The sequence below is a fragment of the Azospirillum sp. HJ39 genome, from assembly GCF_041507355.1.
Classification (GTDB): Bacteria; Pseudomonadota; Alphaproteobacteria; order Azospirillales; family Azospirillaceae; genus Azospirillum; species Azospirillum thiophilum.
On the sequence record NZ_CP167909.1, the window covers coordinates 534,229 to 560,361 of the forward strand.

The 26,133-nt window shown below is 66.1% G+C and carries 22 protein-coding genes; 12 read left to right on the forward strand and 10 right to left on the reverse strand.

All coding sequences use genetic code 11. The annotated features are described in order from the left end of the window. Positions 1–57: 57 nt before the first annotated feature. The 4 genes from ABMY26_RS09865 to ABMY26_RS09880 all read right to left on the reverse strand — a co-directional run bounded on the left by ABMY26_RS09865 (position 58) and on the right by ABMY26_RS09880 (position 5,945). A complete protein-coding gene (locus ABMY26_RS09865; protein ID WP_372395516.1) occupies positions 58–2,103 on the reverse strand; it encodes an FAD-dependent oxidoreductase in 2,046 nt (681 codons plus the stop codon). A gap of 168 nt (positions 2,104–2,271) precedes the next feature. After that, complete coding sequence (locus ABMY26_RS09870) at positions 2,272–3,426, reverse strand: GlxA family transcriptional regulator (RefSeq protein WP_372395517.1); 1,155 nt, start codon at positions 3,424–3,426, stop codon at positions 2,272–2,274. 93 nt (positions 3,427–3,519) lie between these two features. After that, positions 3,520–4,629, reverse strand: a complete 1,110-nt coding sequence (locus tag ABMY26_RS09875; RefSeq protein WP_372395518.1) for an FAD-binding oxidoreductase — start codon at positions 4,627–4,629, stop codon at positions 3,520–3,522. A gap of 35 nt (positions 4,630–4,664) precedes the next feature. Then, on the reverse strand, positions 4,665–5,945 hold the full coding sequence (locus ABMY26_RS09880) for an SRPBCC family protein (RefSeq protein WP_372395519.1): 1,281 nt from the start codon (positions 5,943–5,945) through the stop codon (positions 4,665–4,667). A gap of 85 nt (positions 5,946–6,030) precedes the next feature. Between ABMY26_RS09880 and ABMY26_RS09885 the strand changes: the two genes are divergently transcribed. The 4 genes from ABMY26_RS09885 to fae all read left to right on the forward strand — a co-directional run bounded on the left by ABMY26_RS09885 (position 6,031) and on the right by fae (position 10,005). Beyond that, a complete protein-coding gene (locus ABMY26_RS09885; RefSeq protein WP_372395520.1) occupies positions 6,031–6,309 on the forward strand; it encodes a hypothetical protein in 279 nt (92 codons plus the stop codon). Positions 6,310–6,670: 361 nt separating this feature from the next. Beyond that, positions 6,671–7,561, forward strand: a complete 891-nt coding sequence (locus ABMY26_RS09890; RefSeq protein WP_372395521.1) for a glycine betaine ABC transporter substrate-binding protein — start codon at positions 6,671–6,673, stop codon at positions 7,559–7,561. Between the two features lie 148 nt (positions 7,562–7,709). After that, positions 7,710–9,416 carry a methyl-accepting chemotaxis protein gene (locus tag ABMY26_RS09895; RefSeq protein WP_372395522.1) on the forward strand — a complete coding sequence of 569 codons (1,707 nt, stop codon included), beginning with the start codon at positions 7,710–7,712 and terminating at the stop codon, positions 9,414–9,416. A 37-nt stretch (positions 9,417–9,453) separates the two neighbouring features. Next, positions 9,454–10,005 carry a formaldehyde-activating enzyme gene (gene fae / locus ABMY26_RS09900; RefSeq protein WP_372395523.1) on the forward strand — a complete coding sequence of 184 codons (552 nt, stop codon included), beginning with the start codon at positions 9,454–9,456 and terminating at the stop codon, positions 10,003–10,005. 88 nt (positions 10,006–10,093) lie between these two features. On the opposite strand, the gene ABMY26_RS09905 is transcribed toward fae, so the two are convergent. After that, complete coding sequence (locus tag ABMY26_RS09905) at positions 10,094–10,624, reverse strand: YbaK/EbsC family protein (RefSeq protein ID WP_372395524.1); 531 nt, start codon at positions 10,622–10,624, stop codon at positions 10,094–10,096. 178 nt (positions 10,625–10,802) lie between these two features. After that, the gene (locus ABMY26_RS09910) at positions 10,803–11,816 is read right to left on the reverse strand and encodes a GlxA family transcriptional regulator (RefSeq protein WP_372395525.1); all 1,014 of its coding nucleotides are present in this window, start codon (positions 11,814–11,816) and stop codon (positions 10,803–10,805) included. 114 nt (positions 11,817–11,930) lie between these two features. Here ABMY26_RS09910 and ABMY26_RS09915 point away from each other — a divergent pair, with 114 nt between their 5' ends. The 7 genes from ABMY26_RS09915 (at position 11,931) to ABMY26_RS09945 (ending at position 20,661) form a co-directional block, all read left to right on the forward strand. Further along, the gene (locus ABMY26_RS09915; RefSeq protein WP_372395526.1) at positions 11,931–13,184 is read left to right on the forward strand and encodes a sarcosine oxidase subunit beta family protein; all 1,254 of its coding nucleotides are present in this window, start codon (positions 11,931–11,933) and stop codon (positions 13,182–13,184) included. Positions 13,185–13,194: 10 nt separating this feature from the next. Then, on the forward strand, positions 13,195–13,539 hold the full coding sequence (locus tag ABMY26_RS09920) for a sarcosine oxidase subunit delta (protein ID WP_372395527.1): 345 nt from the start codon (positions 13,195–13,197) through the stop codon (positions 13,537–13,539). Continuing rightward, positions 13,536–16,535 (forward strand): sarcosine oxidase subunit alpha, encoded by a 3,000-nt coding sequence (locus tag ABMY26_RS09925; RefSeq protein WP_372395528.1) that lies wholly within the window; start codon positions 13,536–13,538, stop codon positions 16,533–16,535. Before ABMY26_RS09920 ends, ABMY26_RS09925 begins: the two co-directional genes overlap by 4 nt. An 11-nt stretch (positions 16,536–16,546) precedes the next feature. Beyond that, positions 16,547–17,101 carry a sarcosine oxidase subunit gamma gene (locus tag ABMY26_RS09930; protein ID WP_372395529.1) on the forward strand — a complete coding sequence of 185 codons (555 nt, stop codon included), beginning with the start codon at positions 16,547–16,549 and terminating at the stop codon, positions 17,099–17,101. An 18-nt stretch (positions 17,102–17,119) separates the two neighbouring features. Then, complete coding sequence (glyA, locus tag ABMY26_RS09935; RefSeq protein ID WP_372395530.1) at positions 17,120–18,394, forward strand: serine hydroxymethyltransferase; 1,275 nt, start codon at positions 17,120–17,122, stop codon at positions 18,392–18,394. A gap of 66 nt (positions 18,395–18,460) precedes the next feature. After that, positions 18,461–19,843, forward strand: a complete 1,383-nt coding sequence (locus tag ABMY26_RS09940; protein ID WP_372395531.1) for an L-serine ammonia-lyase — start codon at positions 18,461–18,463, stop codon at positions 19,841–19,843. Between the two features lie 53 nt (positions 19,844–19,896). Next, positions 19,897–20,661: a hypothetical protein gene (locus ABMY26_RS09945; RefSeq protein ID WP_372395532.1), complete on the forward strand. Its 765-nt coding sequence runs from the start codon at positions 19,897–19,899 to the stop codon at positions 20,659–20,661. A 293-nt stretch (positions 20,662–20,954) separates the two neighbouring features. On the opposite strand, the gene ABMY26_RS09950 is transcribed toward ABMY26_RS09945, so the two are convergent. From ABMY26_RS09950 to ABMY26_RS09965, 4 genes are read right to left on the reverse strand one after another with little or no spacing between them, the layout of a single operon-like run. Further along, positions 20,955–21,779, reverse strand: a complete 825-nt coding sequence (locus tag ABMY26_RS09950; protein ID WP_372395533.1) for a shikimate dehydrogenase — start codon at positions 21,777–21,779, stop codon at positions 20,955–20,957. Continuing rightward, positions 21,776–22,759: a TRAP transporter substrate-binding protein gene (locus ABMY26_RS09955; RefSeq protein ID WP_372395534.1), complete on the reverse strand. Its 984-nt coding sequence runs from the start codon at positions 22,757–22,759 to the stop codon at positions 21,776–21,778. Before ABMY26_RS09955 ends, ABMY26_RS09950 begins: the two co-directional genes overlap by 4 nt. A 32-nt stretch (positions 22,760–22,791) precedes the next feature. After that, positions 22,792–24,066, reverse strand: coding sequence for a TRAP transporter large permease (locus ABMY26_RS09960; RefSeq protein ID WP_372395535.1), 1,275 nt, complete (start codon positions 24,064–24,066; stop codon positions 22,792–22,794). Next, positions 24,063–24,575 carry a TRAP transporter small permease gene (locus ABMY26_RS09965; RefSeq protein ID WP_372395536.1) on the reverse strand — a complete coding sequence of 171 codons (513 nt, stop codon included), beginning with the start codon at positions 24,573–24,575 and terminating at the stop codon, positions 24,063–24,065. Before ABMY26_RS09965 ends, ABMY26_RS09960 begins: the two co-directional genes overlap by 4 nt. 342 nt (positions 24,576–24,917) lie before the next feature. Between ABMY26_RS09965 and ABMY26_RS09970 the strand changes: the two genes are divergently transcribed. After that, positions 24,918–26,108 (forward strand): CaiB/BaiF CoA transferase family protein, encoded by a 1,191-nt coding sequence (locus tag ABMY26_RS09970; RefSeq protein WP_372395537.1) that lies wholly within the window; start codon positions 24,918–24,920, stop codon positions 26,106–26,108. Positions 26,109–26,133: the final 25 nt, after the last annotated feature.

Genomic DNA, 26,133 nt, shown 5'->3' on the forward strand with positions numbered 1-26,133 from the left:
GCTCCTGTCGCTTGGCCGGGGTCGCTGGGCCGGGGTCGCTGGGCGGGGACAGAGGTGTCAGATGTCCTTGCAGAGACGCGCCGCGTCGTAGATGGCGGCGTGGATATTGCGGCCGGCCACCGCATCGCCGATGCGGTGCAGCGTGTAGCCGCCATGGCCGTTGGCCTGCACAGGCTGCGGCCGGCCGGCGATCAGGCTGTCGAGGTCGGATTGACCGCGGTTCAGCGAATGGTCCTTCAGATCGAAATAGAGGCCGTCGTTGGGCAGGGTGCCCAGTTCCACCACGATCTGGTCGACCAGCCGCTCCTCCTCCTCGTGGGTGTATTCGTTGCGCAGGACGGCGACGCGGCGGTTGCCCTCCGGGTAGATTTCCACGAGCCGGTGGTTGGTGGTCATCACCACGTTCAGCTTGTACAGCTCGCGCAGGTGGATCGGCTGGTTGGTGGTGCCGACCTCCTCCGCGACCATGCGGTCGGGGGTGGCGATTTCCACCAGCGCACCGCGCTTGGCCATGAATTCGGCGCAGGATGCGCCGTGATGCTGGCCGGTGCCGTCATACATCAGCACGGTTCCTGTCGGCTCCACCGCCCCCGTCAGGACATCCCAGCTCGACACCGCCAGATCGGCCCCCTTGAAGTCGCCGCGGTTGGGACGGCCGCCGGTGGCGAGGATCACCACGTCGGGCTTCTCGGCCTCGATCGCGGCGCGGTCGGCCTCCACCCCAAGGCGGACATCGACGCCCAGCTTGGTGACCTGCTGGGACAGCCAGCGGGTGATGCCGCTCATCGCCTCGCGCCAACTCGCCTTGGCGGCAATGCCGATCTGCCCGCCGGTGGCGGCGTTGCGTTCGAGCAGGACGACCGAATGGCCGCGCTCGGCGCAGACGCGGGCGGCCTCCAGGCCGCCGGGGCCACCGCCGACCACGACCACGCGGCGTTTGCACTCCGCCTTCGGAATCGCGTGCGGCATGCTGCGCTCGCGGCCCGTGGCGGCGTTCTGGATGCACAGCGCATCGCCGCCGACATAGATGCGGTCGATGCAATAGCCGGCGCCGACGCACTGGCGCACGTCGTCGAGCCGCCCTTCCATCAGCTTGCGCACCAGATGCGGGTCGGCGATGTGGGCACGGGTCATGGCGACCATGTCGACATGACCTTCCTCCACCGCGCGGGCGGCGGTGGCGAGGTCGGTCACGCGCTGGGCATGGAAGACGGGGATGCCGGCCTCGCGCTTGATGCCGCTGGCCAGATGCAGGAAGGGGGCGACCGGAAAGGACATGTTGGGCAGCGAGATGGCATGCGCCAGATGATCGCGCGCCTGTCCGCCCAGGACGTTCACGAAATCGATCAACCCGCGTTCGGCATAGCTGCGGGCGATGGCGATGCAGTCCTCATGGCTGAGGCCGTCGTCGATCAACTCGTCGCCGGACATGCGCATGCCGATGACGTAATCGTCGCCGACCTCGGCGCGGATCGCCTCGAACACCTCGATGCCGAAGCGCATGCGGTTTTCCAGGCTGCCGCCGTACTTGTCGCTGCGCCGGTTGGCCGAGGGGCTCCAGAACTGGTCGATCAGGTGCCCGTGGGCGGCCGACAGCTCGAACCCGTCCAGCCCGCCTTCCTTGCAGCGGCGGGCGGCGGCGGCGTAATCGGCGATGATCCGCTTGAAGTCGAAATCCTCCATCTCCTTCGGCGTGTTGCGGTGCGCCGGTTCCCGGGCGGCCGAGGCGGAGACGGTGGGAAGCCAGTTCTCGGTGTCCCAGCGGGTGCGCCGGCCCATGTGGGTCAGCTGGATCATCAGCGCCGCGCCGTGGCGGTGCACCCGGTCGGAGAATTCGCGGAAGAAGGGAATGACGCTGTCGTCGGCGACGGAAATCTGGTTCCACGGGGCCGCCGGGCTGTCCACAGAGACCGAGGAGGAGCCGCCGAACATGGTCAGGCCGATGCCGCCTTTGGCCTTTTCCTCGTGATAGAGCTGATAGCGTTCCTTCGGCTTGCCTTCGGACCCGTAGCCCGGCGCATGGCTCGTGCTCATCACGCGGTTACGGATCGTCAAACGCTTGATCTGCAGAGGCTTCAGAAGGGCTTCGGCGGGTGAGGACATGGCAGGAACGATCCCCGGTATTGAGCCTGCCAAGAATTCATCATCGGTGCCATTGTCGCGTTGCCCGCCGCGACCGGGAATTACCTTTTTGCGACAGAGGCGGAACGGAGCGGCTCCATCCCATCTATCGTTTGAGATCTTCAGGGAAACCGGGGCGGCGTCGCCCCTTCACTCCATCCGAGGGGCGTCTTCGATCACGGGCGCCGGATCCTCGAACAGGCGGCGGTCGGGCAGGAGGGAATCGCCGTTGGCGCGCCGGAAGGCGGCAAAGGGCGAAAAATGCGGATCGGCCTCCACATCCGACCCGGCTGTGCGGCGCAACTCCGACGGCGAGACGCCGAACAGTTCCCGGAACTGGCGGGAGAAATGTGCGCAGTCGGCGAAGCCGGCCTCGTTGGCGATGGCGGTGACCGAACGCCTGGTGTTGCGCAGCAGCCAGTGTCCATAGCGCAGGCGCAAGCTGCGGTAGTAGGTGGCCGGGCTGGTGCCGACGGCCAGCCGGAACAGCCGTTCGAACTGCCGAGTGCTGACGTTCAACCGGTGGACGAGCTCCTCCACCGACAGGGGGTCGCTGATATGCTGCTCCATGAGCAGAAGGGCGCGGCGGACGCGGCCGTTGGTGATCTCCACCATTGTCGGGGGCTGCGGCTGCGACTGGCTGGCGGGACGCGCCTTGTCGATCAGCAGGATGTGCATGGTTTTCTGGGCCGTGGCGCGGCCCAGGTGCCGCTCGATCAGGAAGGCGGCCAAATCCGCCACCCCGGCACCGCCCGAACAGGTGATGCGGTCGCGGTCCACCACGAAAAGCTGGTCGGCCACCGGCGCCAGATCGGGAAATTCCGCAATGAAATCGCGGTGATGATACCAGCTGACGCAACAGCGCCGGTTCTTCATCAGGCCGATACGGCTCAGCACGAAGCTTCCGGTGCACACGCCGACCAGGGTCACGCCATAGGATGCCGCGGCGCGCAGATATGCCAGCGCCTCGTCGTCCAGTTGGGGGCCGGCATGCAGCAGCCCGCCCACCACGACCACATAGTCGAAGCGGCGGGGATCGGTCAGCGGTTCCCAGCGGGCGACGCTGATGCCGCAGCTGGACATCACCGGTTCCGCCCGCGCCCCCATGATGGTCCAGCGGCAACGGATCTGGCGCGACCTGTCGCCTTCGTCGGCCGCCAGCCGCAGGGCGTCGATGAAGGGGGCGAGCGCCGTCAGGGTGAAATTGTTGGTCAGGATGAACCCGACCGACAGCAGCGCGCGTTCCTCCTGCCGGGGGGCGGGACCGCTACCGCCGAAACGGCGATATTCCACTGTCTTCCCCACCAGGACACTCCCTCGGTCTGACGGCCCTGATTCATCCTCCGGAATGCTAGCGTCAGCAGCCTGCCCCCGGAAGACAATTCATTGACGATGCTGCTAACGCTCTATCACCAGATCGCTGGTAGGTCGGCTGCAGCAGAGAAGAATCAACCCCTGATCGATCTCCCGCTTGCGAATGCCGCCGGTATGGTCCATTTCCACCGTGCCGGAGATCAACCTTGTCTTGCAGGTTCCGCACAATCCCCGTGCGCATGAGGTGGGAACCCGGATGTCGGCGGCCGATGCCGCATCCGCCACGGTCATGTCCGGCGGGCAGGTGAAGACCTTGCCGGTCCTGGCGAATTCGATGCGGAACCCCGACGTGGACGTTGCATGCCGGATCGGTCCAGGCTGGGCCGGTGGCTCTCCCGCGGCAAGTTCGGCCGCCAGCTCCTCGAAGTTGAAGCTTTCCTGACGGTAGCGGCTCATGTCGAAGCCCCCCTCTTCCAGGAAGGCACGCACCGCTTTCATGAAGGGGCCGGGTCCGCAGACGTAGACTTCCCGTTCCCTGAAGTCCGGTGCGATCAGCCCGAGCATCGGCAGCGATAGCCGTCCGGTGAAGCCGGCCCAATGGGCTTCGGTTCCAATGCTCTCGCACACATGGGCGACGCGCAGGCGGCGGCCGGGACCGGTCAGCGCGTCCAGTTCGCGACGGAAGACAATGTCGGCGGGGGTTCGGGCGGCGTGGACGAAGACGATGTCGTGATCGTCACCCAGATCGTCGAATGTCCGGGTCATCGACATCAGGGGCGTGATGCCGCTGCCGCCGGACAGGAAGAGGAACTTGCGGTGAGACCGGGAGTCTCCGGGAGTGAACTCGCCGAGCGGGCCGACCGCGCGGATCGTGTCGCCCGGCTTCAATGTGTCGTGCAGCCAGTTCGACACCGGGCCGCCGGGCACGCGCTTGACCGTGATGGACAGCCGGTGCGGCCGTGCGGCGGAGGAGGAGACGGTGTAGCTGCGATGGACGGTTCCGCCGCCGATGGGCAGTTCCAGTGTGATGAACTGGCCCGGCTTGAACCGGAACAGGGAGGGTCGCCGTGGTGCGAGGATGAAGGTCTTCACATCATGCGTTTCGTCCCGCACCGCCCGGCACACCAGCGTATCGTCGGTTTCGGGATCCCAGTCCCGGACCGGAGGCGCCGCCGCATCCTGCTGCATCGTCATCTCTCTCCCTTAGCCATGAACAAAGGGCTGTTGCGTCATTCGGCGGCGACGCCCACTGCGGCCTGCCTGCCCAGCAGATGCCCGGCCATGCGTCCGACGTACCACTCGGTGAACTTCTCGACGAGCGGCTCGGTGTGGGGCGAATAGGGACCCGGCTCATAGGCGGGGCTGAGGGCGCCGTTGTGCGAGATCTCGACCAGATCGGCATCCTGCCGGTTGGTCGCCTCCCACACCTCCGTCAGGCGGTTCAGGTCGTAGTCGACGCCTTCCACCGCGTCCTTGTGGACCAGCCAGCGGGTGCGCAGCAGATTGCGGTCGGGGCTGAGCGGGAACACCGAGAAGGTGACGACGTGGTCGCTCATGAAGTGGTTCCAGGAGTTCGGCTGGGTCCAGAAGGACAGGGCGCCCAGCTTGCGCTCGGTGATCGATCCCAGCAGCTTCTCGGAGGCGCAGCGGGTGTCCTTGGTGTGTGCCTCGCCGGCGCCGTCCAGCGGCAGCCGCTCGGCGCGGAAGCCGGTGGTGTCGGTCAGATGTTCGATCTCGCGGCTGGGGAAACCCGCCGCTTCCCAGCCGGTGTGGCAGCTTCGCAGCAGCGCCTCGTACTTGGCGACATGCTCCATCCGCTTCGGGTTGGAGCCGTCGGGAGCGAAACCGAAGCCGTATTCGAACAGCGGGATGGTCAGTTCCGGATGGTTGCCGACGCAGTGGTAGCATTCACGATTGTTCTCCATCGTGAGCTTCCAGTTTCCCTTCTCGATCAGGTCCACCGTCTTGGCGATCTTGCAGTTCCTGATGTCGTGGGGAAGGATGTAGGGCTCGATCATCGCCGCCATGCGGTCGATGTCGTCCGGGGCCTTCTCCGCCAGACAGATGAAGATGAGGCCGCCGACCGAGCGGATGTGGACCTTCTTCAGGTTCCGGCATTTGCGGTCGAAATCCTTGCCCATGTGTTCGGCGAACAGAAGCTCGCCGTCCTGGCCGTAGGTCCACTGGTGATAGCTGCACACCAGATTGCCGACGGAGCTCTTCTCCCTGAGGACGATGCGTGCTCCGCGGTGGCGGCACACATTGTGATAGGCACGCAGTTCCATGTCGTCGTCGCGCATGACGATGATGGACGTCCTGCCGATATCCACCACCATCACGTCGCCCGGCTCCGGCACGTCCGGTTCCACACCCACATGCAGCCAGTGGCGGCCGAAGACGATCTCCATGTCCAGCTTGAAGATCTCTTCGCTGGTGTAGAACGGGGCTTCCAGGCTGTACCCCTTCTTTCGGCGCGTCAGCAGGGTTTCTATGGAAATCTCGGACGACATGGCAGGTGACCTTCTGCGGGAGTGGGGCCGTGCGTTGGCGGAACCGCTTCAGCCTTGACTGGCCTGTACTTTCCTCGATTCCGCGATGGACAGCCTGCCGCCCGGCGCAGCACGCCGCGTTCTGGATTGCGACAGCAACTTTAAAAAGGCCGACAGCTGGTCCTGTCTTTCCGCGCAATCCGGATTTCGGCAACAGTCGGTTTGCGACATGCTGCATTCATTCAAGAAAGATGACCGTCTCGTTCAATCGGGAGAATTGCCGGTTGGCTGCGCGCCCACATCCGAAGACCACCGATCGATGTTCGTAACGTCTCGACCCCACGGGACTGCGCAGCATTTCCCTATTTCTATGGCGGGTTTTTGAAATTTCTGCCTGTAAACCAGGCAGATTTCGACTACAGGGTGGAGGAGCGTACAAGGTTGTCGCAAATCCGATACGAATTGCCGTTTTGATGAAGGTTTTTTGCTTTCGGGACCGGCATTCTTCCCAAATCAACACCGATGCCCGCAATGATGCGCGTCGGTTCGAAGCATTTTTTCGTCTTGGTCCCAGAAGGTGGGCTGTCAGCCGTTCCACGAATGCACGCCCGTCGGTCGATCGCTTTCACCGGAAGGACAGAGGCGATCTCCCGGGCCAGATGCCCGCGTCCCGTTCAAGTCTCGGCACGGCGGTCCGGGCCGTCAAAACAAACAAATGCAAACAAACGACAACAGGAGGCTTCTTGATGAAAATCTTCGGTAAAGCCTTGGGCATGCTGCTTTCGGCGGCCATGACGGTCAGTCTGGGGACCGGTGTGATCGCCAACCCGGCGCAGGCCGCCGAGAAGTCCATCAACATCGGCTGGACCGCCTGGTCGGACGCCGAGGCGGTGACGAAGCTGGCCAAGCATGTGATCGAGGAGCGGTTCGGCTACAAGGTCGAGCTGACCATGGCCGACATCGGCATCCAGTATCAGGGCATCGCCAGCGGCAAGCTCGACGCCATGCTGATGTCGTGGCAGCCGCTGACCCACAAGCCCTATCTCGACAAGGTCGGCAAGGACCTGGTCGATCTCGGCCCCCTCTACACCCGCGCCCGTTTGGGCTGGGTGGTGCCGGACTACATTCCCGCCGACCAGGTCAAATCCATCGACGACCTGAAGAAGCCGGAGGTGCAGAAGCAGCTGGGCGGCAAGATCCAGGGCATCGATCCGGGCTCGGGTCTGATGCAGGCGTCCGAAAAGGCGCTGAAGACCTACGATCTGAAGGGATTGCAGCTCGTATCGGCCAGCGATGCCGCGATGCTGGCCGCCCTGGAACGCGCCATGAAGCGCAACGAGTGGATCGTTGTGACGAGCTGGAGCCCGCACTGGATGTTCGCCAACTGGAAGCTGCGCTACCTCGAGGATCCGAAGGGTGCGCTGGGCGGGCTGGAGAGCGTGAACGCCATCGTCCGTAAGGGCTTCTACCAGGATCATGCGGAAGTGTTCGAGTTCCTGAACCGGATGGTCCTGCCGATCGGCGATCTGGAGGCGATGATGCAGGAAGCCCGCCAGTCCAGCTATGAGCAGGCGGTCGACAACTACATCAAAAACAACAAGGCCCGGATCGATTACTGGGTCACCGGCAAGCTCTGATCTGCATCCGGGCCGCCGCCGCCGGGTCGGTGGCTGCGCTCCCTTTCCTGCAGCTTTCGTGGAGGCGGTCCGTTCCAGGCGCAGTCGCGCGACGGACGGCCGTCTCCAGCCATTCCCGTCCCCAGCCATTCGATGATCGGGATCGCCGATGGACTCGTCAGCACACATGCAGGGCAGCACGTCGACCGTCTTGTCGGCTGAAGGACTTTGCAAGCTGTACGGTGGCAATGCCGCCCGGGCCTTGGCCATGCTGCATGCCGGGGTGGACCACGCCGACATCCGGCGGGAAACCGGTGCCACGGTGGCCATCGCCGATGTTTCGTTGGCGATGTCAGCCGGCGAGATCCTCGCGGTGTTGGGCCGGTCCAATTCGGGCAAGTCCACCCTGATCCGCATGGTGAACCGTCTGGTCGAACCGACCGCCGGGACCGTGTTCCTGAGCGGGCGCGACATGGGAGCGATGACGCCCGCCGAACTGGTGGCCGTCCGCCGCAACGCCATGGCGATGACGTTCGGCACCATGGCGCTGATGCCGACCCGCAACATTCTGGAAAACATGGCATTCGGATTGGAGGTTGCCGGGCTGCGCCGGCGCGACCGGCATGAGCGTGCCTTGGCCTTGCTGACGCGCATGGGGTTGGCCCATCTCGCCGCCCGGCGTCCGCAAGAGGTGCCAACCGAAGCGCGGCTGCGGATCGGTCTGGCACGGTCGCTGATCGGCGATCCGTCGATTTTGCTGATGGATGTGCCCTTCGCCGGGGTCGATCCCGTCCTGCGGTTGGAATTGGAGGCCGAATTCCTCGACTGGCAGCGGGCGCATGGTGCGGCCGTGCTGCTCACCACGCAGGATCCGGACGAGGCGACGCGGCTTGCCGACCGGATCGCCTTCATGGAGATGGGACGCCTCACGCAGGCCGGCACTCCGGACGAAATCCTGGAGCATCCTGCAAACGACCATGTTCGGGCCGCCTTCCAGGACATCGCGGCCCGGCGCCGCCAGCGCCTGCGCTCGGCCCGTCTGGAGGGCCTGGTTTCGCATTTCGAACGGACGGCGATGGACGGGCTGGACATGGTGGAGTCGTCGGCGGGCGCACTCGATGGAACCGCCCGGCAGCTGACAGGCATCATCGACCGCACCAACGAGCAGGCCGGCGCCACGGTGGTGGCGGCTGAGCAGATCGCAAGCAACGTCCAGTCCGTCGCCGCATTGGCCGACGACACCTTCCGGTCCTTGGAGGAAATCCGCAGGCGCATCGACGACTCCGCCCGCATCGCCTTGTCGGCGGTGGAGCAGGCCCGGAAAGCCGATCAATCGGTTCACAGCCTGCGGGAGTCCGCGCAGGATATCGGCAACGTCGTGCGCATCATCGACAAGATCACCGGACAGACCAACCTGCTGGCACTGAATGCCACCATCGAAGCCGCGCGCGCCGGGGAAGCCGGCAAGGGCTTTGCGGTGGTGGCACAGGAGGTCCGTCAGCTGGCCAGCCAGACCGGCAAGGCGACCCAGGACGTTTCGCTCCGGATCCAGGCGATGCAGGACGCCACCGGCAATGCCGCCCAAGCCCTCCAGAGCATCACCGCGGTGATCGAGGAGATCAGCGCCATCTCGCTCGCCATCGCCCGGTCGATGGAGGCGCAGGCCGCCGCTTCCGCCACCATCCATGCCAGCATCGACCAGGCTGCATCCGGGGCGGGCGTGGTCGCGCGCAACGCTCGGCACGTTACGGGCGGTGCCCGCGACACCGAAGGCGCGACGCAGCATGTCCTGAGCGCCGCCGCGGAGCTGGCCGGGCAGACCGAACGGCTGCGCGGCAGCATCGAGCAGTTGCTGAACGGCATCCGCATTGGATGACCGGCAGCATCACCCATTTCAAGAGAGCAATGCCCCCATGAGCAATCCGCTGTTCCCAGTCGGCCCGCTGTTCCGAGCCGGCGAGGCCACCGTGTTCGCCAAGGAAGGCCAGTTCACCGATGCCATGCCGGAGATCGTGATCGGTACGGTCGATGGTCCGGCCGGCCACGCATTTGCCACCATGATGGGGCAGACCGCCGGCCACACCCGCATGTTCGCGGTGCGGGATTGCAAGCGGATGGTTCGTCCTGCCACCATGATGGTGTCCAAGGTCACCATGAAGTCCAGCGCCTATGTCGACCTTTTCGGTGGCGTGGTCCAGGCCGCCACTGCCGACGCGGTGCTGGACTGTGTCATCGAAGGCATTCTGCCTCGCGATGGGATCAACGACCTGTGCGTTCTGGCGATGGTCTGGATCGATCCCCGCTGCGCCACCGATCCGAACCTCGGTCGCGCCGATCTCTATCGGACCAACTACGAGGCGACCAAGATCGCCATCGGCCGGGCGATGCGCAATCACCCCACAATCGACGAGTTGATCGAAAACCGACACAAGGTTCGTCATTTCATGTTGGAGCCGCAGGAGTGACTTACACCAACGGCTCATGATCCTGACCTGTCAGGATCATGAGCTTCGGCGGCATGGGCCGCCGCCGAGCATGAAGCGGGATGGGTGGTCAGGCGATGTCGACGATGATCGGCTCATAGCCGAGCCGGCTCAGGAAGGCCGACAGGTCGTTGGGGTGCATCGACAGCGTCGCGCGGTTCGTCATCGGGTGGAAATTGACGGTGTCGCCGGCCAGGACGCGACGTTCCAGAACCAGACGGACGCGGCGTTCCCTATCCGCCACCAGGGCAAGCGGGCTAACCCCGCCCGGTTCGATGGTCAGAACCTGCTCCAGCGTGACCGGCGAGGCGAAGGACAGCTTGGCCGCGCCGATGACCGGGGCCAGTTCCTTCAAGTTCACCGACCGGTCGTGCGGAAGCACGACAAGCCAAAGTGCGCCTTTGGCATCCTTCAGAAACAGGTTCTTGGTATGAACGCCGGGAACGTTGCGCCAGTGCTCCTCCGCGTCGGCGACGGTGCGCACCGGCGGATGGGCGTGCAGGCGCATCGGCATCGATGCCAGGGCGAGCTCCCGGCACAGCTCTTCGGGAATGCCGGCTTCATGCCAGTGCAGATGCATGGTGTCGCTGTCGTCAAGCATCGTCGCCATCCTTGTCTGTCCGGCAAGCCGCGGAAGGCGGTTTGCCGCAATGCCGGCCGGGGGCACGGTGGATGCTCTGCGCTCCCCACCTGCCGTTGGACCCAGCATGGCGAAAGGATCCACCCGCCGATTGTACGGGTGCGTCACCGGCGTGGAATGGGACGGCCGTAGCGGACTCTCAGCCTTTGCGGAAGACGGACGGCGTCACGCCACGGCGTTCCTTGAAGGCGCGGACGAAGTGCGAGGAATCGCAGAAGCCCACGGCTGCGGCGATCTCCGTCACCGACTGCCCGGTGTTGCGCAACAGGAATTCGGCATGTTCAAGCCGCATGATCCTGTAAGCCTCGGTCGGCGTCATGCCCAGCGCGTTCTGGAAATGGCGTTCCATCTGGCGCCGGGCCGCACCCAGGCGGCGGGCCATTTCGGCCACCGACAGCGGCACGTCGATGTTCTGCTGCATCAGCAGCAGCGCCTTCCGCACCACCTCGTCATTGGTGGAGAAGTCGAGCGGGATGCCCGGCTGCGGTTTCTCCCCGCGCAGCGCATCGTCGATGATCATGATGTGCAGGCTCTTGCGCGCCTGGGCGCGTCCGACATGCTTTTCGACGAGATAGGCTGCGAGATGGGCCGAGCTGGTCCCGCCCGAGCAGGTCAGCCGGTCGCGGTCGACGATGAAGATGCGGTCGGACACCGGCATGATGCCGTCGAACTGCTCCAGGAAATCGGCATGGTGGAACCAGCTGATGCAGCAGCGGTATCCGTCCATCAGCCCGGCCCGCTGCAAAATGAAGGCGCCGGTGCAAACCCCGACCAGCGGGATCTTCGCGGCCGCCGCCTGACGCAGATAGCGGATGTAGTCGGGACTGAGGTTGGAGATCTCGTCGATCAGCCCGCCGATCACGACGATATAGTCGAACTTGGCCGGGTCGCCCAGCCGTTCGGTCGGCTGCACCAGCATGCCGCAGCTGGACGCCACCGGCCGCATCTGGTCCGACAGCATGGCCCAGTCGCACAAAATCGGCCGGCTGCGGTCGCCCTCGTCGGCGGCGAGCCGCAGCACATCGACGAAATTGGCGAAGGCGCACAGCGTGAAGCGGTGGGCGAGAATGAAACCGACGGACAGGCGTGGTGCCGCGGGACGGTCCAGGAACCGGCCGGGCCACTTGCCGTTCGTCCTGATGCTGTTCGTCATGTGACCTCCGGCGGACGTGCCGTCGCACAGGTGACATTAAACTGACGCATCCATTCTGTCCAACGAAGGGTCGCGTCCCGATACTGTCAGCACGTTGAACTTCGCGGTGCTGCCATGACCCGCTTCTCCTTTTCCTCGCTGTTGACCAACGCGCTGACCGGCAACAAGAACTGGCAGCCTCAATGGCCCGATGCGGAACCGAAATCCGAATATGACGTCGTGATCGTCGGTGCGGGCGGGCATGGTCTGGGGGCGGCCTATTATCTCGCCAAGGAACACGGCATCACCAACGTCGCGGTGGTGGAGAAGGGGTGGCTCGGCGGCGGCAACACCGGCCGCAACACCACCATCATCCGCTCCAACTACCTCTATGACGAGAGCGCCCGGCTCTACGAGCATGCGGTGAAGCTGTGGGAGGGGCTGAGCCAGGAGCTGAACTACAACGTCATGTTCTCCCAGCGCGGCGTGATGATGCTGGCGCACACGGTGCATGACATCCAGAGCTTCAAGCGCCACATCCATTCCAACCGCCTGAACGGCATCGACAACGAGTGGCTGACGCCGGAGCAGGCCAAGGAATACTGCCCGCCGCTGAACATCGCCGCCAACGCCCGCTACCCGGTGGTGGGCGCCGCGCTGCAGCGGCGAGGCGGAACCGCCCGCCACGATGCGGTGGCCTGGGGCTATGCGCGGGCCGCTTCGGCGCGCGGGGTCGACATCATCCAGAACTGTCCGGTCACCGCCATCCGCCGCGATGCCCACGGCCGCGTCACCGGTGTGGAGACGGCGCGCGGCTTCATCAAGGCCGGGAAGGTCGCGGTGTCGGCCGCCGGCAACACGTCGGTGGTGATGGACACCGCCGGAGTCCGGCTGCCGCTGGAAAGCTATCCGTTGCAGGCGCTGGTGTCGGAACCGGTCAAACCGGTCTTCCCCTGCGTGGTGATGTCCAACACGGTGCATGCCTATATCAGCCAGTCCGACAAGGGCGAACTGGTCATCGGGTCGGGCACCGACCAGTACACCTCCTACAGCCAGCGCGGCGGCTTGCCGCTGATCGAACACACCGTCGCCGCCATCTGCGAGGTGTTTCCGATCTTCAACCGCATGCGCATGCTGCGCAAATGGGGCGGCATCGTCGACGTCACGCCGGACCGCTCGCCGATCATCGGCAAGACGCCGGTGCCGGGTCTGTACGTCAATTGCGGCTGGGGAACCGGCGGCTTCAAGGCGACGCCGGGGTCGGCCAACGTCTTCGCCCACACCATCGCCCGCGACGAACCTCACCCGATCAACGCGCCCTTCACGCTGGAGCGCTTCAAGACCGGCCGCCTGATCGACGAGGCCGCCGCCGCCGCCGTCGCGCATTGAGGAGACGACCATGCTGCTCATCCGCTGCCCTTACTGCGAAGCCGAGCGCCCCGAGGTGGAATTCACCTATGCCGGCGAGGCGCATATCGCGCGACCTGCGGACCCATCCGCCTTGTCCGACGACGAATGGCGCGACTTCCTGTTCATTCGCACCAACCCGCGCGGCCGGCATTTCGAGCGCTGGCGCCACATGCATGGCTGCGGCCGCTTCTTCAATGCGGTGCGCGACACCGTGACCGACAAATTCGCCATGACCTACAAGGCCGGGGCTCCGCGTCCGAGCGACGAGGAGGTCGAGCTTGCCGCCAGCGCCGCGGCCAGCGCCGCCGCGAGCGCCAAGGAAGCACGTCCATGACCAATTTCCGCATCGCCGGCAAGGGCAGGGTCAACCGCAGCCGTCAGGTCCGCTTTACCTTCGACGGCGTGGACTATGCCGGCTACGAGGGCGACACCTTGGCATCGGCGCTCCTGGCGAATGGCGTCCATCTCGTCGGGCGGTCCTTCAAGTACCACCGGCCGCGCGGCATCCTGTCCGCCGGATCGGAGGAGCCGAACGCGCTGGTCGGAAGCGACCGCGGAAACGGGCGGTTCGAGCCGAACACGCGGGCGACTGTGCTGGAGGTCTTCGAAGGGCTGAAGACCGAGAGCCAGAACCGCTGGCCGTCGCTGACCCGCGACATCGGCGCGGTGAACGACGCGCTGTACATGCTGTTCTCGGCCGGCTTCTACTACAAGACCTTCATGTGGCCCAGGAGCTTCTGGGACAAGGTCTACGAGCCGGTCATCCGCAACGCCGCCGGCCTCGGCAAGGCGCCGACCGCCCCCGATCCGGACAGCTACGCCAGCCGCTTCGCCCATTGCGACGTGCTGGTCGTCGGTGGCGGTGCCGCCGGACTCGCCGCGGCACTGGAAGCCGGCCGCAGCGGCGCATCGGTCATCCTGTGCGACGAGCAGTCTGAGCTTGGCGGCTCGCTGCTGTCCGAACCGGCTGCCGAGATCAACGGGCAACTGGCCTGGGACTGGTTGGAGGACACCAACGCCGCGCTGGCGGCGATGCCGAACGTCACGGTGCTGCCGCGCACGACGGCCATCGGCTATTACCACCAGAATTTCCTTGGCCTGTGCCAGCGGCTGACCGACCATCTGCGCATCGTGCCGGACGGCGCCCCGCGCGAGCGGATGTGGAAGGTGCGGGCCAAGCAGGTGGTGCTGGCCCAGGGCGCCATCGAGAAGCCGCTGGTCTTCGCCGGCAACGACCGGCCGGGCGTGATGCTGGCCGGGGCCGCGCGGACCTACCTGAACCGCTATGGTGTCAAGGTCGGCAACCGCGTCGTCGTCGTCACCACCCATGACAGCGCCTGGCAAGCCGCCTTCGATCTGGCCGGGGCGGGGGTCGAGGTCGCGGCCATCGTCGACATCCGCGGGACCGTGCCGACCCAGCTGGCGGCGGCGGCAGACGCCCTGCGCATCAGGACGCTGATCGGCTGGACCGTCACCGGGACCAAAGGCCGCCTGCGCGTCTCGTCGGTGCGGGTCAATCCGGTTGGCGCCGGAGGCAAAGTCGGCGGTGCCGAGACCATCGCCTGCGACGCCCTGCTGATGTCGGGCGGCTGGACACCCAGCATCCATCTGTTCTCGCACACCCAGGGGTCGCTGGCCTGGAACGAGGAGGGCCAGATGTTCCTGCCCGGCCGGGGCAAGGAGGAATGCCGTCTGGCCGGCGCCGGCAAGGGCCGTTTCGGGCTGAAGGCCGCGTTCGAGGATGGCGCCGCTGCCGGTGCCGCCGCTGCGGTGGATGCCGGGTTCAGCGTTGAGCCGGCCGCCCACCATGTGGAGGGCGAACTGTCCTTCACCGGGGTGACCGGCCGGGAGCTGCCGACCGACCGCGATCCGGGCCATGCCAAGGCATTCGTCGATTTCCAGAACGACGTGATGGCCAAGGATATCCGCTTGGCGGTGCGCGAAGGCTTTAAATCCATCGAGCACATCAAGCGCTACACCACCAACGGCATGGCGACCGACCAGGGCAAGCTGTCCAACATCAACGGCCTGGCCGTCGCGTCCGATGCGCTGAAGCGGCCGATCCCGGCCGTGGGCCTGACCACCTTCCGCCCGCCCTACACCCCCACCAGCTTCGGTACCTTCTCCGGCTACAACAAGGGGGCGCTGTTCGAGGTGACGCGCAAGACGCCGATCGACAGCTGGGCCGCGGAAAACGGCGCGGTGTTCGAGCCGGTGTCGCTGTGGCGCCGCGCCTGGTACTTCCCGCAGGTCGGCGAGGACATGCATGCGGCGGTGGCGCGCGAATGCAAGGCGGTGCGCTCGTCGGTGGGCATGTTCGACGCCTCGACCCTCGGCAAGATCGAGATCGTCGGTCCCGACGCCGCCGAGTTCATGAACCGCATGTACACCAACGCCTGGGCCAAGCTGGCCCCCGGCCGCTGCCGCTACGGCCTGCTGCTGGGCGAGGACGGCTTCATCCGCGACGACGGCGTGATCGGACGTCTGGCCCATGACCGCTTCCATGTCACCACCACCACCGGCGGCGCGGCGCGCGTGCTGGGCATGATGGAGGATTATCTCCAGACCGAATGGCCCGACCTGAAGGTCTGGCTGACCTCGACCACCGAGCAATGGTCGGTGATCGCGCTGAACGGCCCGAACGCCCGCAAGCTGATCGAACCCTTCGTCGAGGGCATCGACCTGTCGGAGGGCGCCTTCCCGCACATGGCGGTGGCGACAGGCAGGATCTGCGGCGTGCCGACCCGGTTGTTCCGTGTTTCCTTCACCGGCGAACTCGGCTTCGAGATCAACGTGCCGGCCCGCTACGGCCGCGCGGTGTGGGAGAGGCTGTTCGAGGCGGGGCAGCGGTTCGGCATCACCCCCTACGGCACCGAGACGATGCACGTCCTGCGCGCCGAGAAGGGCTACATCATCGTCGGGCAGGACACGGACGGCACGCTGACGCCGGACGACGCCGGCCTGTCCTGGGCCGTCGGCAAGACCAAGCCGGACTTCGTCGGCAAGCGCTCCCTGACCCGCCCGGACATGCTCGCGGCCAACCGCAAGCAACTGGTCGGTCTGCTGACCGCCGATCCCAAGACGGTTTTGGAGGAGGGGGCGCAGATCGTCCTCGACCCGAACCGGCCGGTCCCGATGGAGATGGTCGGCCATGTGACCTCGTCCTACTGGAGCGCCGAGCTGGGGCGGTCCATCGCCCTGGCGGTGATCCAGGGTGGCCGGTCCTTGCAGGGCAAGACCGTGCATGTGCCGATGCCGGACAAGGTCCATGCCGCGACCATCACCGGCATGGTGTTCGTCGATCCCGAGAACAAGCGTCTCAGTGCATAGGAGGCTTACCCGTGCTTCTGGCCAATCACCCGTTGCTGGGCAAGACGATCCCCGGCGACACCACAAGCCGGCTGTGTATCCGTGCCGCCGACGACACCGCCCGCTTCAGCCTGCGGATCGACCCCGCCGCCGTTCAGGCCGCCGGCACCGCCTTCGGCACGCCGCTCCCCACCCGCATCGGCGGGATGGTGGAGGCCGGCGGCCGGATGGCGCTGCAGCTCGGCCCCGACGAGTGGGTGCTGATCGCGCAGGTCGCAGAAAGCGATGGCATCGCGGATGCCTTCGCCGCCCTTCATGAGCCGCATAGCCTGGTCGATGTCGGCCATCGAGAGGTCGGCATCCTGGTGGAGGGGGAGGCCGCGGCGCTCGCCCTGCGCTCCGCCATCGCCTTCGATGTCGAGGCAATGGCTGTCGGCACCGGCTGCCGCACCATCTTCGACAAGGCGCAGGTCGTCCTGATCCGCGAGGACAAGAACCGCTTCCGGATCGAGGTCTGGCGCTCCTTCGCCGACCATGTCTGGGGAATCCTGCACGCCGTCAGCCGCGAAATCGCGCTCGGCATCTGATTTGAGAGAGAACTTTACATGAACGGTCACCAATCTCTGCCGAAGTCCGACCTCACCGATGCCGCGATTGCCGCGGCCATCGGACGCGAACTGAACCGCCAGAAGTACGAGATCGAGCTGATCGCCTCGGAAAACATCGTCTCGGCGGACGTTCTGGCCGCGCAGGGCTCCATCCTCACCAACAAATATGCCGAAGGCTATCCGGGCCGCCGCTATTACGGCGGCTGCGAGTTCGTGGACGAGGTGGAGACCATCGCCATCGACCGGGCCAAGCAGCTGTTCGGCGCCGGCTTCGTCAATGTCCAGCCGCATTCGGGCGCCCAGGCGAACCAGGCCGTCTTCCTGGCGTTGCTGCAGCCGGGCGACCGGGTGATGGGCATGTCGCTGGCCCATGGCGGCCACCTGACCCACGGCTCTCCGGTGACGATGTCGGGCAAGTGGTTCGACATCGTCAGCTACGAGGTGCGCGAGAGCGACCAGCGGATCGACTATGACGCCCTGCGCGCCAAGGCGCTGGAGACCAAGCCGAAGCTGATCGTCGCCGGCGCCTCGGCCTATCCGCGGGTCATCGACTTCGCCGCGTTCCGCCGCATCGCCGACGAGGTCGGCGCCTATCTGATGGTGGACATGGCCCATTACGCCGGGCTGGTCGCCACCGGCCATTACCCGGACCCGCTGCCCCATGCCCATGTGGTGACCACCACCACGCACAAGACCCTGCGGGGCCCGCGCGGCGGCATGATCCTGACCAACGACGAGGCGCTCGCCAAGAAGTTCAATTCCGCGGTGTTTCCGGGCAACCAGGGCGGTCCGCTGATGCACGTCATCGCCGCCAAGGCGGTGGCCTTCGGCGAGGCGCTGACCCCGGAGTTCAAGGCCTATGCCGCGCAGGTGGTTGCCAACGCCAGGATACTGTCGGACACGCTGGTGAAGGGCGGGCTGGACATCGTGTCCGGCGGCACCGACTGCCACATGGTGCTGGTCGATCTGCGGCCGAAGGGCGTGAAGGGTCGCGACGCCGAACGCGCGCTGGAGCGCGCCGGACTGACCTGCAACAAGAACGCCATCCCGTTCGACCCGGAAAAGCCGGCGGTGGCCTCCGGCGTCCGTCTCGGCACCGCCGCCGGCACGACCCGCGGCTTCGGCGAGGCGGAGTTCGCCCGCATCGGCGCGCTGATCCTGACCGTCGTCGACGCCCTTGCCGCCGCCGGTCCGGACGGCAATGCCGATGTCGAGACGCGCGTGCATGGCGAGGTCCGGGAGCTGTGCGAGCGCTTCCCGATCTATGGATGATCTGGTTTCGCGCCGCTGGGAAATTTTGCTTAAAAGGCCAACTGTTTTGACCTGACGAGGCGCCCGATGTTTCTCAGCGTTTTCGATGTGTTCAAGGTCGGCATCGGCCCGTCGTCGTCGCACACGATGGGGCCGATGACCGCAGCGGTGCGGTTCCTCGACATGCTGCGGACGCGGGCGGAAACCGCGCCCGCGGCGATCAAGGTCCGGCTGCACGGCTCGCTCGCCTTCACCGGCAAGGGGCATGCGACGGACCGGGCGGTGCTGCTCGGGCTTCTCGACTACCGGCCGGACAGCCTCGACGTCGATGAAGCCGAGGAGCGGATCGCCGAGCTTTGGCGGACGCGGAGGCTGAATCCGGTCGGTTTGCCGGCTCTGGACTTCGATCCGGAAACCGATCTGGTCTTCGACTTCGGGCCGCCGCTGCCGGGCCATGCCAACGGACTGGTTTTCCAGGCCATGGACAGGGTTGGCAGGGTGGTGCTGTCGGAAATCTTCTACTCCATCGGCGGCGGCTTCGTCGTCACGGCGGCTGAGCGGGAGTCTCCTCCGGCGGCGTTTGAAAACGAGTCCGCCGGCTGGCCCTATCCCTTCCACAACGCCGCGGCGATGCTTCGGATGGCGCGGGAAAATGGTGCCTCCATCGCCGAGATGAAGCGTGCCAATGAAGTCGTCGTCCGCTCCGCGACCGATGTGGAGGAGAAGCTTGGCGCCGTCTGGTCGGCGATGAACGGCTGCATCGAGCGCGGGCTGAGCCTGGACGGCCAGCTTCCGGGCAGCCTGAAGGTGAAGCGGCGCGCCAAGGCCATCCATCGGCAGCTTCTGCGCGAACGCGGGGCGAACTCAAGCCAGCCGCATGTCGCATCCGACTGGCTGAGCGTCTATGCGATGGCCGTCAACGAGGAGAATGCGGCCGGCGGCAAGGTGGTGACCGCGCCGACCAACGGTGCGGCGGGCGTCGTGCCGGCGGTGATCCGCTACTACCTCGATCATTGTGCCGGGGCGGACCCGGCCAAGGTCGGCGATTTCCTGCTGACCGCCGCGGCGATCGGCGGACTCATCAAGCACAATGCATCGATCTCGGGCGCGGAGGCCGGTTGCCAGGGCGAGGTCGGGTCCGCCGCCGCCATGGCGGCGGCAGGACTCTGCGCCGTGCTGGGCGGAACGCCGGAACAGGTGGAGAATGCGGCGGAAATCGCGCTTGAGCATCATCTCGGCATGACCTGCGACCCGGTCGCCGGCCTGGTCCAGGTGCCATGCATCGAACGCAACGCCATCGGCGCAACCAAGGCAGTGGCCGCCGCCTCCCTGGCGTTGCGTGGCGACGGTCAGCATTTCATGCCGCTGGACAACTGCATCCAGGCAATGAGGCAGACAGGCGAGGAAATGAGTACAAAATTCAAAGAAACAAGCCTGGGCGGTCTTGCGGTCAATTTGCCGGAATGCTGAATAACGATCACGGCAGATCATCGTAGGCCCTGCCTCCATATTGGGTAGTTCGCATGGGAAGCGGCGCCAACATATTTGCTGCCCTGGATGGTGACTTTCAGCCGTTGCTGGCCTGCGGCTGGCTGTTGTCAATGGTCCAGGGAACCACCGTCACGGTTGGCCTTTCGGACTGGGGGCGAGGTGCCGGCCCCTGCGCACGCGGCTTCATGGATTTGCATATCCTCAAGCGGGACGATGACGATGAAGCGCTCTTGCATGCCGCTGCAATCGAGGCACGCCGTTTGGCGGCACTGCGTCCCGGTGACGGAGCACTCGAACTGAGCCACGGGCCGCCTGTCGGGAGGTTCGATCTGCTGTTGGTCGGCCGCCCGCCTGTCGGCAGGCCCTTGTCGGGCAATCCAGCCTATTGGAATGCCGATGCGCAGCGGTTCAGGGCGGTTCTGGTGGCACCGCGTGAGATACCGTCCTGCCTGGGACGGAGGGTCGCCATCCTGGCGAACGGACCGCCACGCAAGCTGCCGTCCTTCGGCATCGCCCAAGGGCTCTTTCCAACAATTTCGTCGGTTCACCTGATCCTCGACGAGCGCACCGGCCCGGATCGGGAGACCGAGTGGCTGCGCCGGCTGGATTCCCGATGCCCGGTCCAGGTTTCGACGGTGCGGCGGACCACAGATGCGCAAACAGCCGCCATCCGCGATGTTGGAGGCGACATTCTGATCGTGGAGCGTCCTGCGCGGTTCTGGAGTTCGATCGGTTTCGAGTGGCGGCTGTTCGGTCTTCTCGACGATACGCCGGGTGCGATGCTGTTCACCTTATGAGTGCAGCCATGTTCATGGCCTGTCGATCCCTTCGTCACGGATCATCTCCCCAACGGGGCTTCGTCAGGTGTCAGGCCAAGTCTGGGCTGACGCCGCCGAGGGGCGCCGGGCGGGCATGATGAGTTACGCAATGGCGAGCATGTCGCGCAGCGCATCGATCTCCTCCAGAATGGAGGTGATCGTCTACTTCAGCCCCACGGTTACGAGCAGGATGGCGCGAGGACTGACAGAGCCGGGGCGACTTCTTGTCGTCCTCGCCTCCCTGCAGCACGCTGCCCGGGGCAAGACCGGCATCAGCTGCGGGGGGCCATGAACGCCAGCAGCAGGGGAAGCTGCGCCCGAACCATGGCGGCGCCCCGTTGCACCCGGCATCCCCGCGCCATCGCCGCCCTCAGGAAGGCGGTGTCGGCGGGCTCGATCACCACCTCCGCGGCGATGATCGTCCCATCCAGCCCGTGCACGTCCAGCGGCAGGGCATCGGCAGGCCGCTGGCCGAGGTTGGTGGCGTTGACGACGATGTCGTGCCCGGCCGGATTGGGGCCGCCCATCCTGACGTCGCAGGCGGGAAAGCCATGGCGCAGACGCTCGATCAGGTGCTGTGCCCGTGGCTGGCTGCGATTGAAGATGGTGATCGCGGCGGCCCCATGTCCGGCAAGCGCCGATCCGATGCCGCACGCGACACCGCCGGCTCCGGCGATGAAGACCCTGCTGCCGCTGACGGTTTCCCCGGCCTGGAGCAGCGCCGCGACGAACGCCTCGCCATCCAGCTGCCCACCGATAAGGCTCCCGTCGGGCATGCGGCGCACCACATTCACCGCGCCGGCCCGTTCCGCTTGGGGCGTGAGCCGGTCGAGCAGCGGCAGGATCGCCTGCTTGTGCGGGATGGTCACCAGGAATCCACGCAGGTTTCCCATCCGCCGCAGGGCCGCCACCACCGTCGCCAGCGCATCGGCCGGCACCTGCAAGGGCACCAGAACGCCATCCAGGCCGTTCTGCGACAGATGGGCATTGAACAGCGGCGGCGAGCCGACATGCTCGACCGGATCGGCCAGCAGCGCAAAGACCGCGGTCCGACCGGTGATGGCGGTTGCGGTGGCGACGGCCGGTCCGGCGCTCACTGGACCGACCTGACCTTGGCCAGCAGCGCTTCCGCGCCCGGCCCAAGCTTCCTGGCGAAGCCCGTGTTGAAGTCGACCAGCGCATCGGCGAAGGCGTCCAGCCCCTGGGTTTCGACGATCTTCACCCCGGCGGCCTTGATGTCCTCCAGCGCCTTGCGGTTGTATTCCTCCTGGAGGCCGGCCTGATACTCCATGGTCTCGGCGGCGGCATCCAGCAGGGCCTTCTGCTGGTCGGCGGGCAGGCTGTCGAACCTCTTCCCGTTCATCGCAAAGAAGCGGTAGTGCCAGATGTGCTTGGTCAGGCTGACGCTCTTGGTCGGTTCATACCATTTGGTCGTCCACAGGGTCGCGGGCTCGCCTTCCGCCGCGTTGGCGACGCCGGTTTCCAGGGCGCTGTAGACCTCGGGGAAGGCGACCGGCGTCGGAACGGCGCCAAGCGCCCGGGCGAGGCCGACATAGAGCGGCGATTCCGGTACGCGCAGGCGCAGCCCCTTCATGTCCTCCAGCTTGTGGATGTCCTTGCGGCTGGCCAGCGACCGCGGGCCGAGGAACAGGTAGCCGATGTTCTTGACGCCCTTGGCGCGGAACAGCGCGTCGACGTCGGGCGCCACCGCCTTGGCGACGCGCTCCATGTGCCGGAGGTCGCGGTAGAGGTAGGGCAGTTCGAGAACCTGCGCATCGGGGAAGAAGCGGCCGATGCCCGACAGGCCGCTCGGCGCCAGGTCGATGGTGCCGGCGACCAGGCTTTCCGCGATCTCGCGTTCGCTGCCCAGGGTCGAGTCGAGAAAGACCTCGACCTTGACGGCGTCGTTGGTCTTCTTGGCCACGAGTTCGGCGAAGCGCTGCACCGCCATGCCGTTGCTATGGGTCGCGGCATAGATCTCGCCGAGCTTCAGCACGGTCTGGGCCGAGCCGGCCGGCGCGTAGGCAAGCAGCGTCAGCGCCCCGGCGACCAGGGCGGCGATGGATCGGAACGTCATTGGGCTCCCTCCCGGTTGTTCTTGGTTCCGGCTCAGAAAAGCGCCGGCAGATAGGTGACGAGCGGAGGAACATAGGCGATCAGCAGATTGACGAGCAGAAGCGGGACCAGGAACACCCAGACCAGCCTGATGATCGCCGACAGCGGAATGCGCGCGATCGAACATCCGATGAACAGCAGGGTGGCGACCGGCGGCACGACGGCGCCGAGCATGATCGCCAGCACCATGACGACGCCGAAATGCACCGGGTCGTAGCCCAGCATGGCGCCGACCTTGGCGAGGCTCGGCACGAACAGGACGGCGGTCGACACCTCGTCCATCAGGCTGCCGATCAAGGCCAGGGACAGGATGAGGATGGAGATGACGATCCAGGGCTCGCTGGCGATGGCGAACAGGCCCGTCATCAGCTGCGTCTCGAACCGGCCGAGCGCCATGATGGTGCCGAAGACCGAGGCGAATCCAACGACCATCATTATGTTGGCCGAGGAGAGGGCGGCCTGCATGGTCAGTGCCCGCAACTGCCGCAGGGTCAGCGTCCGGTAGACGAAGAAGCCGACGAACAGGCTGTAGGCGACAGCGACGATGCCGGCCTCGGTCGGGGTCATGAAGCCGCCGAGAATGCCGCCGACGACGATCACCGGCATGACCAGCGCCCAGAGCGCCCCGACGAGGCTGCGCCCGCATTCCCGGAGGGAAAACGCCATCGTCGGGACGGCGAAGGCGTTGCGCCTGACCAGGATCGACACCAGGGTCATCAGCGACAGGCCGATCAGCAGCCCCGGAACGACCCCGCCGATGAACAGCTTGCCGATCGACACCCCGGCCATCGAGCCGTAGATGATCATGAAGATGCTGGGCGGGATGATCGGACCCATCATCGCCGAGAAGGAGGTGATCAGGGCGGCGAAGGCCGGCTTGTAGCCCTGGCGGATCATCGCAGGGATCAGGATCGATCCGGTTGCGGCGCAATCGGCCGATGCCGATCCGGAAACGCCCGCCATCAGGGCGTTCGCCAGCACGGTGACGTGCGCCAGCCCGCCGCGGATATGCCCGACCAGGGCCATGGCGAGGGTGACGATCCGCTGCGTCAGGCCGCTGCACGCCATGATCTCGCCCGCCAGGATGAAGAACGGGATCGCCATCAGCGGGAAGGAATCCATGCCGCCGAACGCCTTGGTGACCAGGAGGCGGACCGACAGCGACGGCTCCAGCAGCACCACCACCAGCGAGGCGAGGCCGGTGGAGAAGGCGACCGGCACGCCGAGCGCCAGGAACAGCAGGAACGTGCCGAACAGGGTGAGGATCATCGCTGTCCTCCCGACGGCCCGGTTCCGGCGATCATGGACCAGCTGCGCCAGGCGGTGACCAGGAAGATGGCGGCGCAACCGAACGGGATGGCGGCATAGACGATGGCGAGCGGAAAGCCGAGCGCGCTCGATTCCTGGTCGATGTTCAATTCGGTCATCTGCCAGCCCTGGACCGTGAACACGCCCGTCAGCCCCATCACCAGCAGGTTGACCAGCAGCCGCACCGGCTTGCGAAGCGCGGAGGGAAGGGCGTCGAACACCATGTCGACGGAGAACATCGCGCCTTGCCAGGCCAGCACCGGCGCGCACAGCCAGAACAGCCAGATGAAGCCGTAGCGGATGACCTCTTCCGACCAGAACAGGGCGTATTCGCCGCCGGCCACGATCCGCAAAAGGACGGAAACGCAGCCGAGCGCGATCAGCCCCAGCATCAGGGGCACGATGACCCATTCCAGCGTCCGTTCCAGCGCGGAGGCCGGCGGCATTTCCTCGGGCCGGCTGTCGGTCATGCGGGTGTTCCCTTCGTCATCGTCTCGTGACCCGGGGCGGCACGAGGGCCGCGGGGGGCGCTTGCCGACGGCGACCGGGGTGGCGGGGTTCGGCTGGGCACGGTCGGCTTCCTCCGGATTGTCGTTCCGTCTGGTTTCCGGGGGTGGCGACCACACCCGAAAACGTTTTTAGGGCCATTTGACGCGCAGTTAAATCCGCCGGTCCGATTAAGTCAACTGCGGAATATCCGTTTAACGGAACAATGCGAGCCGTCGGTTTTCCGATTGCGCGCCGTTATAAAAACGTTTTAATGAGAAAGAGAAGCCGCCATCGGCGGCACTGTCCAACGTCAGGATGCAAGCATGGCTGGGGCACTGTCCGGGCTGAAGGTTCTCGATCTGTCGCGGTTCATCGCCGGACCGCATTGCGCGATGCAGCTGGGCGATCTCGGCGCCGACGTGGTCAAGGTGGAGCGCACCCGCCTCGGCGACGACACCCGCTCGCTCGGCCCCTACATCGAGGGCGAGAGCATCTATTTCATGATGTACAACCGCAACAAGCGGAGCCTCACGCTCAACTTCCGCAATCCGGCGGCCCAGGATCTGCTGCGCCGGCTGGTTGCCGAGACCGACATCCTCATCGAGAATTTCCGTCCCGGAACCATGGAAAAGATGGGGTGCGGCTGGGATGTGCTGCGGTCGATCAACCCGCGGCTGATCATGGCGCGGATCTCCGGTTACGGCCAGGGCAACGCCCTGTCGGGCAATCCCTGCTTCGACGGCATCGCCCAGGCGACCTGCGGGCTGATGGACCTGACCGGGCAGCCCGACGGCGCTCCCTCCATGGCGGGGACCTTCGTCGTCGACTATGCCAGCGCCCTCTATGCCGCGGTCGGCATCCTGGCCGCGGTTGAGCAGCGCCACCGGACCGGCGTCGGGCAGGTGGTCGACGTCAGCCTGATGGGCAGCGCGACGTCGTTGCTGATGACGGCGATTCCCGACCATCTGGTGCGCGGGCATCAGGCCACGCGGCTGGGCAACCGCGACCGCTATGCGGCGCCGGGCAACAGCTTCAAGGCCGGCGACGGCGTATGGGTCCATATGGTCGCGGGCAACGATGCGCATTTCCCGCGCTTCGTCGGCATGATCGGCCGGCCCGGGCTGCTGGCCGATCCGCGTTTTGCGACGCTGGAGGCCCGCATGGCGAATGTCGACGCCATCGAGGCGATCGCCGCCGAATGGATCGGCGCCCGCAGCTCGGACGAGGTGCTCCAGGCCCTCCACCGGGCCGAACTGCCCTGCGCCCGGGTGCAGACGGTGGCCGACGTGGCCACCAGCCCCTACATGCGCGAGGCCGGCCATGTCGTGGACACCGTCCACCCGCGCGCCGGAGTGGTTCCGATGCAGGGACTGCCGATCCGCCTGAGCGAGACCCCGGCCGGGATCCGGATGGCGGCGCCGGTGCTGGGGGCCCACAGCGGAGAGGTCCTTGCCGACTGGCTGGGGATGGCGCCGGCCGACATCGAGGCGGCACGGGGTGCCGGGATCGTATGATCCCGGCGTTTCCCGTCCGGCCGCC